Here is a 16,080-nt window from a genome sequence, read left to right on the forward strand (position 1 = left end):
CCGTGGTCTTCTGTGTCAGACGGGTGACGTCAGGCGTCCAGGCTGGTGGGGGCGATGACGGTGATCCGGCGCTGGCCCGGCTGGGCGATGAACAGCCGTCCGTCCGGCCCGGCGGCGACCTGCCTGGGGTCCCGCACCGGCACCGGGCTGGGCCCGCCCGCCACCACGCGCACGGTTCCGTCCACGCGGATCGCCAGGACTCGATGGCCGGACGGGTCGGCCAGATAGACGGTCCCGTCGCCGGCGAGCGCGACACCTGTCGGGGTGCCGATGTCGGTACTGGCCGCGGCGGCGCCTTCGGCCGCGGGGCGGCCCCCGTAGCTGGTGCCGGCGAACGTCCGGATCCGTCCGTCCGGCTCGACGCAGCGCACCCGCCGGTGCTCCGGGTCGGCGAGGAACAGGCGTCCCTGCCGGTCCACCGCGAGCGCTGCGGGACGTCCGATCGCCGCGTGCCGGGCCGGGCCGCCGTCCCCCGAGAAACCGGGGGAGCCGGTGCCGGCGAGGACCTCGGCGGTGGATCCGTCCGGGGCGAGCCGCCAGACGCGGTGCCCGTCGGTGTCCGCGATCAGCAGCGCGCCGTCCGCGGCCACGGTCACGGCCCGTGGACGGCGCAGCGGCAGGGACGCGGAGACCGTGGTGATCGTGCCGTCCGGGGCGACGCGGCGGATCCGGTCGTTGAAGTGGTCCGCGATCAGCAGCGCACCGTCGGAGGCCACCGAGAGACCCGCCGGGCTGTCGAGATCCGCCGCCGTCGCCGGGCCCCCGTCACCGGAGTGCCCGCCTCGCCCCGACCCGGCCACCAGGATCGGCACCACCGGATCGGCCGCGGTGTCGACACAGACCACCCGATGCAGCAGCGGCTGCGAGACATACAGCATGCCGCCGCTCCCGACACCGCCGCTCCCAGCACCGCCGCTCCCAGCACCACTGCTCCCAGCACCACTGCTCCCAGCACCACTGCTCCCGGCACCGCCGGGCCCGGCGACGACCGCCAGCCCGAGCGGCCCGTCCACCGCCAGGTGCACGACACCGGACGTCTCGCTGCTGGTGGCCGGAACGCGGGAGCTGCCGTGGGGGCGGTCGCGGGAGCTGCCGCGGGGGCGGCCTGGCTCGGCTCTGAGTTCCGGCCGGGGGCGTCGCGGCCACCAGCTGCCCCGGCTGGAACCGGCGGGCGCCGTCGCCTCGGGCGCCGGAATGGTCGCCGCCGCCGGCACGGTCGCCGCCGCCGCAGCAGCCGTGGTCGCCGCGGTGCGGACGGCGTCCGGAACGTGCAGCGGAGCGGAACACGTGCGCAGCCAGCCCGAACCGAGGTCGCGTACGGCCGCGCGGGCCAGGGCCAGCGCGAGATCCAGCGCGCTGGCTGGCCGTGCTACCGGGTCAGAGTTGAGGGCGTGGCGCACGACGGCGCCGATCGCTGGTGGCATCGCGCCCGCGCCCGGGCTGGACGGCCGCCGTCCGGTGAGCAGTTCATGGAGGACGGCGCCGAGAGCGTAGAGGTCGGTCGCGGGGCTCAGCACCGTACCGGTGAACTGCTCCGGTGCCATGTACGCCGGGGTGCCGACGATGGTGTGCGGCCCGGCACCGCCCGTGGTGCCCGCGGCCAGCTTCGCGACCCCGAAGTCGGTGACCTTGAGGGTGCCCGGGGTGCCTCGCGTACCCGGGGCACCGGCGCCGGCGCTGGTGCCCGTGCCGTCGCCGGAGGAGGTGAACAGGATGTTGTCCGGCTTGATGTCGCGGTGGATCACCTGGTGGCGGTGTGCCTCGTCGAGGGCCGCGGCGATCGCCAGGCCGAAGCCGACGGTGTCCGCCACGGGCAGGCCGTTCGCGGCGCGGGCGCGCAGTGTCCCGCCGGCGCACATCTCCATGATGATCATGCAGAGGTCGTCGGCCTCGACGTAGTCGAAGATCTCCACGATGTGCGGGTGGCGCAGCCGGGCGAGCAGCCGCGCCTCGGCGGCGAACTCCGCACCGCCCGTTTCGCCGCCGCCGGGCTGGACGAGCACCTTGATCGCCGTGTGTCGCTCCAGCCGCCGGTGACGGGCCTCGTACACCACCCCGAAACCGCCCGACCCGAGAACGCCGAGCACCTGGTAGCCGGGCAGCGCCGCCTCGACTCGCCGACGGCGGCGGCGGTCAGTCACATGGCGGATCGTAGGACAGATCCGGGACGAACTGGCGCCACTCGGACTCGGTGACGCCCACCCCGGCCCGCTCGCAGATCCGGGCCCGGACCCGGTCGAGGTCGAGATCCCAGACCACACCCGGCTCGGTGTAGACGACACCCACCAGGCGCTCCCCGTCCCGGGTGAACGCGATCGCGCCGACCCCGGCCTCCGCCCCGGACGACCGGGCCAGCCGCTCGACCAGCGTCGGGTCGTCCCGGTCCGTGACGTCCCAGACTCTCACCGTGTTGTCGTTGCTGCCGGTGACGAGGGACCGACCGTCCGGGCTGAAGGCCACAGTGAGCACCGCGATGGTGTGTCCTGGCAGGTCCGCGAGCTGGCGGGGCGCGGCCGGGTCGGCCACGTCCCACAGCGTCGCGAACGGGCCGGCACCGCCGACCGCCAGCGTCCTTCCGTCGGGGGAGAACCGGGCCTCCCACACGCCGCCGGGGAACTCCGGCAGCTCCGCCCGCGGCCGCACCTGCCGCCGGCCCGAGACGTCCCAGATCCGCACGGACCGGTCCGCCACCGACACCAGCGACGTCCCGTCCGGCGAGAAGTCGAGGTAGCGGACGACCGAGCGGTGCCCGACCGCCGAGGCAAGCCGTTGCGGGCGGGCCAGGTCACCGACGTCCCACAGCTCCACCCTGACCTCGAAGGCCCGCGCCGGAGCCGCCACGAACCCGCCGACGGCGAGGGTCCGCCCGTCCGGGCTGAACAGCACCCGCGAGGCGCCACCCAGCGGACCCGCCACCGCCGAGATCCGCACCGGCCGCGCCGGGTCGGCGACGTCGTAGAAGACGATGTTCCTTGCGGTGCCGACGGCGAGGGTCCGCCCGTCCGGGCTGAACGCGGCCGAGCCGGTCGGATCGAACTCGTCCACCACGGCGTCGCGCAGCACCCCGCGGGCCCGCGGCGCGTAGGTGTCGGTGACGTCCCACAGCTCGACGGCGGTGTCCGTGGTCAGCGCGACCAGGTCCGTGGCCGGGCTGACCGCCACCTCCTGCTGCTCGCCGTCCCGCCCGATCAGGGCCGGGCCGGGGACCTCCCAGACCCGCAGCGACCCGTCGGACGACGCCGTCGCCAGGCGGGACCCGTCCGGGCTGAAGGCGACGTCCCAGACGTTCGGCCCCTCCTGCAGAAAGGTGAGCGGACGCTCGCCGGCCCCGAGGTCGTACAGCGAAACCCCCAGGAACCGTGGCCCGGCGACCGCCACCAGCCCACCGGACGGCGCCGCGGCCACCGTCGTCATCTCCGACTCCCCGGTGCCGCCCCGCCCGGCGAACCGCAGGTTCAGCAGGTCAGGACCGGTGAACCTGCGGACGTAGCCGCTCTCCCCGGTGGTGTAGACCGTCCGCCCGCCGTCGGCGAACGCCACCGACCGGATCGCACCCGCCTGCTCGAGGCTCGGCCCCTCGTCCTCGACGAGGACCTTCACCGGCAACGGCCTGGACGGATCACCGACGTACCACACCAGCGCCGAGCCGCCTCTGTCCCCGGCGACCAGGAACTGGCCGTCCGGGGCGAACTCCAGCGCCACCACCGGCGCCAGGTGCAGGTACAGCTCACCGACCTTCGCCGGGCGTCCCGGGTCCGCGACGTCGAACAGGTAGGCGGTGTTCCCGTAGCCGCCGACGGCCAGGCGGTCTGCCACCGGGTCGAACGCCAGCCCGTACACCTCCGCCTCCGCCCGCGGCAGTGTCGCCAGCAGCCGCGGCGCCGACCGGTCCGTGATGTCCCACAGCTTCGTCAGTCCGTCCGCGCCGCCCGTGGCGAGCACCGACCCGTCCCGGTTGAACGCCACCGCCTTCACCGCCCGACCGTGCCCCCCACCCCGCTCGTCAGGGAGGCGGGCGAGCGGTGTCCGCCGGCGCGGATCACGCGCATCCCACAGGGTCGCCGTCCAGTCGTCGCTTCCCGTCGCGATCAGTGCCCCGTCCCGGCTGAACGCCACCGCACCCGCCGACCTCCCATGCGCCGGATAACGAGACGGGACGCCCGCACCCCCGTTGAACGCCGACAGGACAGCGCCGCGTGCCTCCGGTGTGTCCGCCGTGCGCAGCGCGACCAGGCTGAGCTGCGCCGCCAACGCCGGATTGTCCCGGCGCGCCGCCTGGGCCTGGGTGGCGATGCGCTGGGACAACGCCTGATCCCGCTCCCGCGCCGACGACACGCTCTGCTCGTAGGCAAGGCCCGCCAGTGACGCGGCCACCAGCAGCAACACCGCCAGCGCCGCCACCAGCCGGCGCAGCCGCCGACCCCGCCGTCCCGCCGCCCGCTCCCGCTCCGCCTCCGCCGCGACACTCGCCTCGAAGAACCGCCGCGCCACCGGCGACAGCCCACGATCACCGCTCGCCTCCCGCACCCACTCCCGCGCCGCCGCCAACCGGCTGCCCGAGAACAGATAGGACGGGTCACGCCCCCCGCGCTCCCACACCTCGGCGGCATCGCCGAGCTGCTGCAGCGCCACCGCCCCCGTGCGATCCATGTCCAGCCACTCACGCAGCCGCGGCCACGCCCGCACCAGAGCCTCGTGCGCGATCTGCACGCTGCCCCGCCCGGCTTCGCCCGTACCTGCGTCGGTCCCGGCTTCGACGCCGGCGTCGCCAGCGACCCCTGCGTCGGCCTCGACGAGGCGGGCGGCGATGAGGGCGTCCAGCGCGGACGCCGCGGCGGGCGAGGGCACTTCGGCCAGCAGCGCCGCCCGGCTCGTCCGGCGCCGGGTGTCCGCCCCGTTCTCCCCGATCCGGATCATCCGCATGAGCAGCGGGCGTACCGCCTGCTGCGCCTCGGCGTCCAGACCGGTGTACACGGCCTCGGCTGTCTGCGCGACGGCGCCGGTCAGCCCGCCGACCCGCAGATAGTCCGCGACGGTGAGGGTGTCACCGGACCCGGCCAGCCAGGTCGCGCGCAGCGCGTGCGCCAGCAGGGGCAGTGCGCCCGGATCGGCGATGAACCCCGCCACCGCGTCACCGCCGCTCCCCGGACTCGCGCCCGCACCCGTCGGCGGAAGCAAAGGCGCAGTGCTCTCCAGCGGAAGCGGCGCCGCGACGGCCCCGAGGTCGCGCAGGACGAGTTCCACCAGCCCCGGCTCGACGTCCCGATCCGCCGCCCGCGCCGGCCGCACCACGATCTCGCGGATGTCGCCCGCGGCCATCGGCCCCACCACGACCTGATTGACCTGCAGCATCTCCACCAGCTCGGGAAAGGCCGCACACTGCCCGTAGAAGTCGGCCCGCAGGCCCAGCACCACGACGGCGTCGCCCCCGCCCGCCGCGGCCGAGCACAGCGCCCGGACGAACGCCTCCCGCTCGGCCTGATCATCACACTGGGTGAAGATCTCCTCGAACTGGTCGACAGCGATGACCACCCGCCGCCGTCCGTCGAGCTGCTGGCCGTCGAGCTGCTGCCCGTCCAGCCGCCGCTCGTAGGCCAGTCGCCCGTCTGCTGGCCCTCCATCGGCCGGGCGGTCGTCCGTGGGACGTCCGGTGAGCAGCTCGCCGATGACCTCGCCGAAGCGCTCCGGCTCCCCGCGCAGACTGTCGCGCAGCAGGCGCGCCATCGCCGGCATGCCGATCGTCTCGACGGTCCGCTGGACGAGAATCTCCAACGGACGCTCCCCGGGCGTCATGACCAGCCGCGGCCAACCGGCCGAACCAGCCAGCGCCCCGCCGGCGAGCGCCGGCAGCAGCCCCGCGCGCAGCAACGACGACTTCCCGGACCCCGAAGCACCCACCAGCACCAGCGGCCCGTGCCACGGTGCCTGGGCAGGGACCTGTGCATCGTCTGGGACGTGGACCTGGTTCAGGTTCTGGTCCTGGCTGCGGACGCGGGCGGTCGAGGCCACCCTCGCCAGCAGATCCGCGACCATGCGCTCCCGGCCGAAGAACCACTGCTCGCTCGACTCGTCGAACCCACGCAACCCCGGGTACGGACACGCTCGGGCGTCCCCGCCCGCCTCCTCAGGACCCGCTGCGTCGGCGCTTTCCGCAGGTGACTCCCCGGTCGACATGACCGCGGGCCGGTAGACGGCGTTCGGCACGAAACTCTCCGGACCAGGCGGCGCGGCCACCGGTGGGCTCCCGATCACCCGAGTGGGGCCGTCCTCCGCCTGCCCGCCTGGTTCAGCCACTCGATGCTGCGAGCTCCGGTCCGCCGCTCCCGCCGCTCCCGCCGCTCCCGCCGCTCCCGCCCGAGTCGCGTCCGGTTCCTCCTCACGGCCGGGCACCTGGGACGCCATGAACTCACCCGCTTCTCGGCGAACAGATCGAAATCACGCAATCGTGACCGATTATTCTCTGTGCGCATCGATCTTCGAGCAGCAGTCGCCCAGCCGACAGGCTCCGATCGTGACGGTCGGCGGTGTCGCCGGATCCGTCCACCCTTGCGAGGAAGGGGACCTACTACGAAGATCGCGGACGTCTCGTTCCTCTCGCAGCCCGTGGAGCTCCGGCCGGCCCGGCGACACAGGCGCCGACCGCCCCTCGACGCGGAGCGGATCACCGCGGGCTCGTGCCACGTGGCCAAAACTTCCTGGCCCCCGGCGCCCGGATGGGGTGCGGCGTCCTGTAGCATGACCTCCAGTTCGACAGCAGCCGACCTGGTCCGCCAGGGAAGTCGCTTGGAGCAAAGCCACCCGATCCTCTAGGATGGGGCCGGCAGACAACTGAAGACAGACATGGTCCCGTGGTGAAGTCTGGAGTTCACGCCGCCCTGTCAAGGCGGAGGTCGCGGGTTCGAATCCCGTCGGGACCGCGTTGTATGTGAGTGTCACAAAATAGGACATGGGCAGGTAGCTCAGTCGGTACGAGCGTCCGCCTGAAAAGTGGAAGGTCGGCGGTTCGACCCCGCCCCTGCCCACCCACACCAGCAGGAAAAACGAAGCCCGCCGAGATCATCGGCGGGCTTCGTGGTCTCAGCCCGGGTCTCGTTTGTACCTGTTACCCCGTCGGCGCGAGCACCCCGGACAGCCCGTCGTCGCCGTCGTCACGCTCGTGCTGGACGGTCTGCCAGAGCAGCCCGCCGACCAGATCGGCGATGCCGGCCAGAACCTCGGTTGGCACGTGCTGGTACCTCGTGGCCATGGTCGCCTGCGACCAGCCCATGATGTCCATGACACGCGGGTGGGCGGGGCCGACCAGGCCGACTGCGCGAGCGTATCCCCGCCTGACGGGCCCAGCCGAACGCGGTGTTCCGGTTCAATGCCAAGCGGCCTGGCCGCGACCGTGACGCTGCCGAGCGGAGAAGCCTGCCGCCGATGGCGGTCCCACGCCGATTGAAATCGAGCTTGTGATCGGCACTGACGCACTAACGCTCCGGTCAGTTCCGGGCTGCCCGCCGGAGACCCCCCGAACCCGAAAAAACCACAAAAAATTTTCTCCCCGGAAACAGTCGTTTCCGGGGAGAAAATTCTTCTGGTAGCGGGGACAGGATTTGAACCTGTGACCTCTGGGTTATGAGCCCAGCGAGCTACCGAGCTGCTCCACCCCGCGTCGGTATTTGTTCACTATACAGGGGCGCTGAGGTCAGATGTCAAACGAGCGGGCCGACCAGATTTTTCGGCTACCACGGGTCCACCCGATACCCCGTGCTGCCCCTGTCCTGCTGCGGCTGGGCGCATCGCCACCTCGACGCCCCTGCCTAGCGGCACCCGGCCTGCCCGCCGGCTGGTGGAACCGCCGGTGAGCCTGGGGGTGTCAGAACTTGGCCACTGGTGGTGACCTGGGGTTGTAGGCGGCTCGTTCGTACTCGTTGATCAGGCCTCCGAGGACGGGCTGGCGCCGCAGGTGAACCTTCGACTTCGACCGCGCTCTGCACCAGCGGGCGACGGACCTCGCCGAGGTGTGCGGGCGAGCGCCACTGACGCTGCTCGGCGCGCGACTCAGCTCGTGCCGGACGTCGCAGACGTGTGGGAGCGGGTGACCATCTCGCGCAGCACGGTGGTGTCGACCGTCGCGAGCGACGTCACGTAAAGGCAGCTCTTGCCGGTCTTGTGCCTGCCGAGCCGGGCGAGCAGGTCGGCCTGGTCGTCGAGCCCGCCGGCGAGGTAGATGGCCAGGTTCGCCTTGCGGGGCGAGAACCCGACCGTGAACCAGTCGTTCGAACGACCACCCGCGGACAGGTACTGGTAGCTGCCGAAACCGACGATGCTCGGGCCCCACATCGCCGGGGCCTCACCCGTGACCTCGGCCATCAGGGCGCAGATCTGCTGGGCATCGCCGCGGCGGCGCTCATCGGCCACGGCACCCAGAAAAGCCTCGACGTCACCCTCGTTGCGCTGCGTCTTCAGCTCCGCCATGGCGGCAGTGTAGGGCCCGTAGCGACGGCGGCAGCAGCGCGACCCGACCGGTGCTATGCCTCGGAGCCGGGCACGAGGCCAGACGCGAGAGCGACGAACACGGAATCCGCCTTTCGCGCGGCACACGTTCTCGAAGCGGCGGACGGTTCAGGACACGCCCCGCTGACGGCTGAGTGGACGGATGGCCTCTGCCTCGGAGCGGCTGACCGAGGTGACCTACCAGGTCTGACGTCATGGTGGGAGCTGTCGGGCCAGCCATTGCCGCACCTCGCGCGGGCTGCGTAGCCGCACCACCCGCGCCCAGGCGTCGGCCTCGTCGAGGGCGGCCGAGACGCGGGCGCGACCCTGCCGAGGATAGGCCCACACCCACCGCAGGAACTCCCAGCTTATTCTTTCGGAACAGCCCGGGGTGATGTCGGGCCGATGCCGGTGATGCCATCTGATCCTGCGCCACATCACCCGGGAAAGGGCGACGTGGCGAGGCAGGTCGAGGAAGAGGATGACGTCGGCGGCGGGTATCCGCAGGTCGAGCGTTCCGGCATAGTTGCCGTCCATGATCCACCGGGGTTGGCTGATGAGCTCGTTCACCGTTTGTCGCCAGGATTCCTGGGGCATCTCGATCCAGCCCGGGCTCCAGAAATGCTGGTCGAGATGTATCACCGGAATGTCCCAGGGAACGCCGAGCCGCCGGCTCGGTGTGCTCTTTCCCGTCCCGCCGCTGCCGACTACCAGGATCCGTTTGGCATGCACCTGGTCAGTATCCTGCTGGTGCAGGCTGCATGGTGTCGGAAATGGGCGGAGTGGTACCGCCCAGTCCGGGGCCGGGCACGTCGCTGAGCTGCGCGGGACGTCCAGAAAGGGGCGGTACCGGGGCAGGGTACCGGGGCAGGGTGCAGGGTGCCGGGTGCTGGTCAGCGCAGGCCGTGGCGGCGGGCGACGGCACGCTCGACGGCGGCGCGGGGCAGCAGGCGGCGCAGCGTGAACACCAGCGGTGCGTTGCTCCCCACGGCGTAGAGCGATCGGGGGTGGTGTGCCTCGACGGCGCGGATCACGACCGCGGCGACTGCCGAGGCCGGCGCCCCGGCCGCCTCGTTCGCGTCGAGCGCCGCCAGCATGGTGCGGTACTCCGCCGTGAACGGGGAGTCCGCCCCGATGTACTGCGTGCGCCGTCCGCCGATCCCGGTGTTGATGGAACCGGGCTCGACCGTGCTGATACCGACGCCGTACGGCGCGACCTCGCGCCGGGCCGCGTTCGCGAAGCCCTTGATCGCGGCCTTTGACGCCACATACGACGAGCGGTAGGCGAGCGGGAAGCTGGCGAGCATCGACCCGATCATGATCACTCGCCCGTAGCCGCGCTCGCGCATCCCTGGCAGCAGGAGCTGGGTCAGCCGGACGGCACCGAAGACGTTCACCTCGAACAGCCGCCGGACCGCCGCCGGCGGCAGCTCCTCCAGCGGCCCGCTCTGGCTCTCACCGGCGTTGTTGACCAGGACATCGACCCGCCCGACCTCGGCAGCCACCCGCCCGACCGCGGCGGGATCGGCGAGGTCGAGCGCGACGTACTCCACTCCCGTGACCGGGTCGGTGACCGCCGCCGGATCGCGGCTGGTGCCCACCACCCGGTACCCCCGCTCGACGAGCGAGGCAGCCACCGCCGCGCCGATGCCGGACGAGGCGCCGGTGACCAGCGCCGTGTGCGGCACGGGCGGGGTGGCGGCCGCCCCGGGGCGTGTTCTCCTGGCCGTCGTCGTCACCTCCCGCGTGAGTGGTCGCCACATTCTGCTCCGGGAACATCTCCCTGGGCAGCGGTCTCATCGGTGTCCGAGCTGATCGGGGTGTGCCCTGCGGTAGCTGAGGGGACGGGTGACCGCTCCGGCGGGCTGCTCGGCGGCTGGCTGGTCGGCGGCTGGCTGGTCGTCGGTTCCGCTGACGGTGTCACTGCCGCTGTCGGCTGGTGTCGGCTGACTGTCGACACGATGGCGGCGGGACGCCGCGAGTGCGGCGATGGCGGTGGTGAGGGGGACGGAGGCGACGAGGCCGATGGTGCCGGCCGCGGCGCGGACGATCTCGGCGGCGACCAGGTCGGTGGTGGCCACGTCGGCGTTGCCGCGGTCGGCGAGGGTGAACAGCAGCAGGCTGGGCAGGGCGGCGCCGGCGTAGGCGAGGACGAGCGTGTACACGCTGGAGGCGATGTGGTCGCGTCCCACGCGCATGACGGAGCGGTACAGGTAGAGCGTGGACGCCTTCGGGGTGGCGTCGGAGACCTCCCAGACGGCTGCCGCCTGGGTGACGGTCATGTCGTTGATCAGCCCGAGCGATCCGATGATGAGGCTGGCGAGGACGAGCCCGGGCAGGCTCAGCTCGCCGGCGAAGGCCTTGAGCATCACGTCCTCGTCGGAGCCGAGGCCGGTGACGCGGCACAGGTCGATGGCGAGGGCGCCGAGTACGGCGGTGAGGACGAGGCTCGCGAGGGTGCCGAGCAGCGCGGCGGTGGTGCGGGCGGAGACGCCGTGGGCGAGGTAGAGGAGCAGGACGAGCAGCGCCGCTCCGGTGGTGAGGGCCACCGCTACCGGTGAGTGGCCGTCGAGCAGGGACGGCAGGGTGAACTGCACGATCACCAGGTAGCTCAGGACGAGCCCGGCGAGGGCGGCGAGCCCACGCCACCGGGCGACGGCGACGACCACGACCGCGGTGAGTAGCGCGATCCAGGCGAGCGGCGCGGCACGCTGGAAGTCGGCGACGCGGTAGGTGGGACGTCCGCTGATGTCGGTGGTGGGTGCGAGACGGACCTTGTCACCGGCTTCGAGGACGGGAGCGGTGGGGTCGACGAGGGTGTCGAGGTGGAGCCTTGCCGAGGGGCCGGTCTGGCCGTCGAGAGCGACGTCGAGCTGGTCGCAGGTACCGACGGTGGTGCCCTGGCCGAGAAGGTCCGGGCAGGGCCCGCGCCCGGCTCGCTCGATGGTGGCGTCGACCAGCTCGCTCGATCCGCCGGCCAGGTCACGCAGGTCCTCGGAGGGTTCCCGCGGGGCGGACGACGGCCACAGGAGCACGACGCCGAGCACGGTCATTGCCAGGAACGCGGCCATGGCGGTGGCCATCACGACGAGGGTGCTCCGCGACGTCCGCCTCGCCGTGCTCGCGTCTCCCGCCACGCTTCCGGCGGCGGTGGTCGACGGCAGGTGGTGGTGGTGTCCGTGCCCCATGGACCGAGTGTGGACAGCTGCATCCGGTGGCTTTCCGCCAGGCCCCGGCGCCGGTGTCTGCGCGGCGCGGGAGCCGTCGGGTGAAAGGGCTTGCGGGTCGACCGTAGATCCTCTACTGTCCGCTTATCGGAAATGGTTTCCGATATCGTTGTCAGGAGGACGGTATGAGCGAGGTCCTGATCGAGCAGGTCGGTGCGGTGGCGCCGGTGGCGGCGCCGCAGGGTCCGGGCACGAACGCGCTGGTCCACAACCCGTTCGTCGTCGGGCGCTGACGGTGCGGCCGGGCCCGGCGTGCTCGCGCCGGGCCCGGTCCCCGGTGTCTGTCCGGTGCGTCACCGAAAGGTTCTCGATGAAGCTGGCTGATGGCCATCACCTCTATCCGTTCCCGGGCGGGGGCTGGCGCGTGGCCGGACCAGGCGAGGTGTTCCTGCGGGTCCTGGGGCCGTCGGCACTGGTGGCCCAGCTACAGGACCGGCTACGGCCGGGCGGGGCTGAGGGATCCGACTTCGAGCCTGTCGCCGGCGAGATCTCGGGCGTGGAGCCCACGCTTGCGCAGCTGGTTCAGGCGCTGGCCGACCGGGGCGTCCTGGTCGACGGAGGTGACGGAGCATCGACACCGGCCCGGACCACCCCGCCGCTGCTGCACGTTTCCGGAGACGGTCCGGTCGCCCGGCTTGTCGGGGACCTTGCGGCTGACTGGGCACGCGTGCGGCGTGGTCCGGTCGACGAGGAGGCCGTGATGAGCGCGGACGTGCTGGTGGACTGCGCACACTGGTTGCCTGACACGCACTGGCGTCAGGTGGAGCGCTGGTGCCAGGCGCACTCGACGGCGTGGACACGCTGCCATGCGGAGGGTGTGTCGTTGTTCGCCGGCCCGCTCAGCGTCCCTGGGCGTACCGCGAGGTACGAGGACGTGCGCGGTCGTCGGCTCGCTGCTGCCGACGCGCCCGAGGAACTACTGGCCCACTGGGCCTGGCTCGACCGGTCCGGTGAGGCACACCCCGAGGTCCCCTGGCCCGGGCGCGGCGTGCTGGCCATGGTGGCGGGTCTCCTGCTGGCCGAGGTCGAAGCCTGGTGGGCGTCCGACCGGCTACCGGAGGTCGACGTCCAGGTGGAGGTCGCCGCACCGGGGTCGGTGGCGCGCCATCCGGTGCTGCCCCTGCCGGTGCTCGCCGACCCGGCCCGCCTGGACGGCGGGTCCACCCTCGGCGTCCCGGTCAACGCGGTACGCGCATGACGGCCGCGGGCGCCGGAGCGTGGGCGAACCTGTCGGTAGCGGGAGGCGACGGCACACCGCTCGCGGTGGATGCCCATGTTCCGCCACGCGCCACCTGGCCGGCCCCGGTGATCGTCACGCGGACCGCCTACGGGCGCTCCGCCCACCTCGCCGAAGGGCAGGGCTGGGCCGGACGCGGATTCGGCTATGTGGTGCAGGATGTCCGGGGCCGGTACGACTCGGAAGGAACGTGGCGGCCGTACCGGGATGAGCGGGCCGACGGCGCCGCGCTGGCGGACTGGATCCTCGCCCAGCCCTGGTGCGATGGCAGGCTGGTGGCCTACGGCGGTTCATACGCCGGCTACACCGCCTGGGCGCTGGCGGTGGAACGGCCCGACGCGGTGCGGGCGGTCGTGAGTCTCGGCCCGTCGATGGGGCTGCACCGCACGAAGTTCGAGCCCGGTGGAATTCTGCGCCTGGCTGAGCACGCGTACTGGTGGTTGGAACGCGCCGACGCCCGCACCAGCCGTGACGGTCTGGTCCGGCTGGTGCATGCCCGTCAGCCGGACATCCTGGATCACCTGCCGGTATGTGAACTGCCGGAGCGGATGGGCGCCGTTCTTCCCCACTGGGGTGACGTTCTGCGGACCGGCACCGCGCCGGGGCCGGAGGCGTTCACCGACGGTGAGCTTGCCGCCGTCCGCGCCGCCGCGTTCCATGTGGGCGGCTGGTACGACCTGCTGATCTCCGAGACGGCGGAGCACTGGCGACTCGTCGGATCGGCGGTGACGCCCCGACCGCCGCGGCGTCTGCTCATCGGGGCATGGGGGCACGACCTCGCCTTCGCCACGACGACGCGGGTCGGTGATCGTGACCATGGGCCGGGCTCGCGCTATGACTTCGCGGCGAGCTGCGTCGGGTGGCTGCGCGAGGTGCTGGCGGAACGCGCGACGCCCACAGCCGCGGACACAGCCGCGGACACAGCCGCGGACACCGCCGCGGACACCGCCGCGGACACCGCCGCGGACACCGTTCCGGTGACGGCCGTGTCCGGTGCCGAGGTTTTCGTCCGTGGCGCTGACGAGTGGTTCGTCGGTGCCGGCTGGCCGCCGCAGGAGGTCGGCGAGGCTGTCTGGCACGCCCACGCTGACGGGACCCTGACCGCGGACCGGCCCTGCTCGGACGGATCGTGCGGTTTTCGCTACGACCCAAGGGATCCGTTTCCCTCGACCGTGCCCGGCGCGGACCGCCGGTCGTTGCTCGCCCGGGCGGATGCCGTCCGTTTCGTCTCCGACCCGCTGGCAGCAGCAGTGACAATGTCTGGCTCCGCCACGGTCGAACTGGCGGCGTCGACGGACGCTGTCGAGGCCGACTGGATTGTCCGGGTTCTTGCATGCCTGCCCGCCGGCCCTGCCTACGAGCTCGCGGTCGGCAGTGCCACCTGGGCGGCTCACCCCGGGGCCGCGGTCACCGGGACGATCGCGTTGTCCGGTGCGGCGGAGCGGGTGCCCGCTGGCGCCCGGCTCGTCCTGGAGATCACCAGCAGTGATCATCCGAATCTGGCGCGCGGTCTGGGGACGGGGCGGAACCGCTACACCACCACGACGACGCGCGTCTGCGAGCAGGCAGTACTGGTCGGATCCGGGAAGACCGGCACCCGCCTGACCTTGCTGACCATGGGGACGACGGCACGGGCGGCCGGGCCCACCTCGGCCGCCCGCGAGATCGCCGCCCAGCCGGCCGGCGTGTCGATGGCTACCGGCGGGGGGAGTGCGTCGTGACCGTCGAGGATCTCGTCGATTCACGGCTGGGGCTGCTGACAGCGGTGGTGGATCAGCCACCCGCTCCCGGTATGCCGGCGGGCTGGCTGGGGCGCAGTGCGCGGGTGGCCCGCGCCGACCGGTTCGCCGGATGGCGGGCGGACGGGTTCGGATTCGGTGCCACCCTCGGTGACGCCGGCCGGGCACGTGGTGCGGCGATCGGTGAGGCGGTGGAGCGGTACTGCGGCAACGCCGTGCCCGCGGTGCTACCGGTCGCGAGCTGGGAGGGGCTGCGTGCGCGGGGGATCGCCGCGACCGACCCGTCGGAGTTCGCGCTGTACTCCGACCGGCAGTACGCCACAGCTGGTTTCCCGTTCGTCCGCGTCACCCGCGATCTCGAGGTCGCCTGGGTGGAAGGCACGGATCTCGTCAGCGGTGACAGCGTGCTCGTGCCGGCCTCGCTGGTCTATCTCGACTACTTCCACGGCCCGCATCGTGCCGAGCCACCCACCAACGCTCTCATGTACTCGGGGATCGCGGCCGGGCCGAGCCGGGCCGATGCGGAGACAGCGGCGTTGGAGGAGCTGTTCGAACGGGACGCGACCACCATCTGGTGGGCCTCCGGCGCACCGACACACGCGGTGGACGACGGGGGCGTCGTCACCGGCCAGCTCGGCCGGCCGTACCGGGACCGTCCCCTGACCGTCCGACTGCTCGCCGTTCCGTCCCAGCTGACGGTGCCTGTTCTCGGGGCGTTTCTCGCGGATGAGGCTGACGGCATCATCGCGTTCGGCAGTGCGTGCCGCGCCGATCCGTCCGCCGCCGCGGTGAAGGCGCTCGTGGAGTCCCTGCAACTGCTCACACTGACCCGGCAGCTCGCGGCCCCCGACAGCGACGTGTGGCGGGCGGTCGCCGGGGGCGACATCGAGGAGCACGTCTTCCTGCCGTTTCGCGCCGACCGCCGCTACGCGGGGTCGGTGAGCGCGGACTACCGGGAACTGGTGGACCTTCCTGCGGTCGCGCAGCTCTACCTCGACCCGGCCCTCCAACAGGGTGCCCGGGATCGGCTGTGCCCGCGGACCAGCATCGCGCTCGACGCGATCCCGCCGGTAGAGGCCGCGAGCTCCCGCGCCGCCTACCTCGAGCTCCTGAGCGCGGCCGGACTGCGTGCCGTGGCCGTCGATCTCACCACACCGGACGTCGCACGTACGGGGCTACGGGTGGTTCGTGTCGTCGTCCCCGGGCTGGTCGGCAACGGGCCGCCGGCCTATCCGCTGCGTGGCGGGCACCGGCTCTACGACGTCCCCGTCGCCATGGGCTGGAGCACCGCGCCGCTGGCCGAAGGCGACCTGGTGAACCAACCCCTACCGCTGGCCTGACGGTTCCGCGTGATGACGAGACGGCGAGAAATGGCGACAGGCGAAGAATGGCGACAGAA

Annotated in this window: 11 protein-coding genes and 3 tRNA genes; 6 read left to right on the plus strand and 8 right to left on the minus strand. The window is 72.5% G+C overall.

Annotated elements, in window-relative coordinates:
• Positions 1–29: 29 nt before the first annotated feature.
• Positions 30–2,141 carry a serine/threonine-protein kinase gene (locus tag AB1460_RS21275; protein WP_368963558.1) on the minus strand — a complete coding sequence of 704 codons (2,112 nt, stop codon included), beginning with the start codon at positions 2,139–2,141 and terminating at the stop codon, positions 30–32.
• Positions 2,134–6,204 carry a hypothetical protein gene (locus AB1460_RS21280; RefSeq protein ID WP_368963559.1) on the minus strand — a complete coding sequence of 1,357 codons (4,071 nt, stop codon included), beginning with the start codon at positions 6,202–6,204 and terminating at the stop codon, positions 2,134–2,136. The genes AB1460_RS21275 and AB1460_RS21280 overlap by 8 nt, the downstream gene beginning before the upstream one ends.
• A 638-nt stretch (positions 6,205–6,842) precedes the next feature.
• Between AB1460_RS21280 and AB1460_RS21285 the strand changes: the two genes are divergently transcribed.
• A tRNA-Asp gene (locus AB1460_RS21285) sits at positions 6,843–6,917 on the plus strand.
• A 31-nt stretch (positions 6,918–6,948) separates the two neighbouring features.
• A tRNA-Phe gene (locus tag AB1460_RS21290) sits at positions 6,949–7,022 on the plus strand.
• A gap of 80 nt (positions 7,023–7,102) precedes the next feature.
• Here the strand turns inward: AB1460_RS21290 and AB1460_RS21295 are convergent.
• The 6 genes from AB1460_RS21295 to AB1460_RS21320 all read right to left on the minus strand — a co-directional run bounded on the left by AB1460_RS21295 (position 7,103) and on the right by AB1460_RS21320 (position 11,666).
• Positions 7,103–7,225, minus strand: coding sequence for a hypothetical protein (locus AB1460_RS21295; protein ID WP_368963561.1), 123 nt, complete (start codon positions 7,223–7,225; stop codon positions 7,103–7,105).
• A gap of 352 nt (positions 7,226–7,577) precedes the next feature.
• A tRNA-Met gene (locus AB1460_RS21300) sits at positions 7,578–7,654 on the minus strand.
• A gap of 389 nt (positions 7,655–8,043) precedes the next feature.
• Positions 8,044–8,460, minus strand: coding sequence for a DUF1801 domain-containing protein (locus AB1460_RS21305; protein ID WP_368963562.1), 417 nt, complete (start codon positions 8,458–8,460; stop codon positions 8,044–8,046).
• 231 nt (positions 8,461–8,691) lie between these two features.
• A complete protein-coding gene (locus AB1460_RS21310; protein ID WP_368963564.1) occupies positions 8,692–9,210 on the minus strand; it encodes an adenylate kinase in 519 nt (172 codons plus the stop codon).
• Between the two features lie 161 nt (positions 9,211–9,371).
• Positions 9,372–10,241 carry an SDR family oxidoreductase gene (locus tag AB1460_RS21315; protein WP_368963565.1) on the minus strand — a complete coding sequence of 290 codons (870 nt, stop codon included), beginning with the start codon at positions 10,239–10,241 and terminating at the stop codon, positions 9,372–9,374.
• A 33-nt stretch (positions 10,242–10,274) separates the two neighbouring features.
• Positions 10,275–11,666: a YibE/F family protein gene (locus tag AB1460_RS21320; RefSeq protein ID WP_368963567.1), complete on the minus strand. Its 1,392-nt coding sequence runs from the start codon at positions 11,664–11,666 to the stop codon at positions 10,275–10,277.
• 164 nt (positions 11,667–11,830) lie between these two features.
• Between AB1460_RS21320 and AB1460_RS21325 the strand changes: the two genes are divergently transcribed.
• From AB1460_RS21325 to AB1460_RS21340, 4 genes are all read left to right on the plus strand, one after another.
• Positions 11,831–11,938 (plus strand): streptamidine-related RiPP repeat protein, encoded by a 108-nt coding sequence (locus tag AB1460_RS21325; protein WP_368963569.1) that lies wholly within the window; start codon positions 11,831–11,833, stop codon positions 11,936–11,938.
• A 77-nt stretch (positions 11,939–12,015) separates the two neighbouring features.
• Positions 12,016–12,903: a hypothetical protein gene (locus AB1460_RS21330; RefSeq protein ID WP_368963570.1), complete on the plus strand. Its 888-nt coding sequence runs from the start codon at positions 12,016–12,018 to the stop codon at positions 12,901–12,903.
• The gene (locus tag AB1460_RS21335; protein ID WP_368963571.1) at positions 12,900–14,663 is read left to right on the plus strand and encodes a CocE/NonD family hydrolase; all 1,764 of its coding nucleotides are present in this window, start codon (positions 12,900–12,902) and stop codon (positions 14,661–14,663) included. Before AB1460_RS21330 ends, AB1460_RS21335 begins: the two co-directional genes overlap by 4 nt.
• On the plus strand, positions 14,660–16,021 hold the full coding sequence (locus tag AB1460_RS21340; protein ID WP_368963573.1) for a YcaO-like family protein: 1,362 nt from the start codon (positions 14,660–14,662) through the stop codon (positions 16,019–16,021). The genes AB1460_RS21335 and AB1460_RS21340 overlap by 4 nt, the downstream gene beginning before the upstream one ends.
• The last annotated feature ends 59 nt before the right edge of the window (positions 16,022–16,080 follow it).

The organism is Parafrankia sp. FMc2, assembly GCF_041008525.1.
Classification (GTDB): Bacteria; Actinomycetota; Actinomycetes; order Frankiales; family Frankiaceae; genus Parafrankia.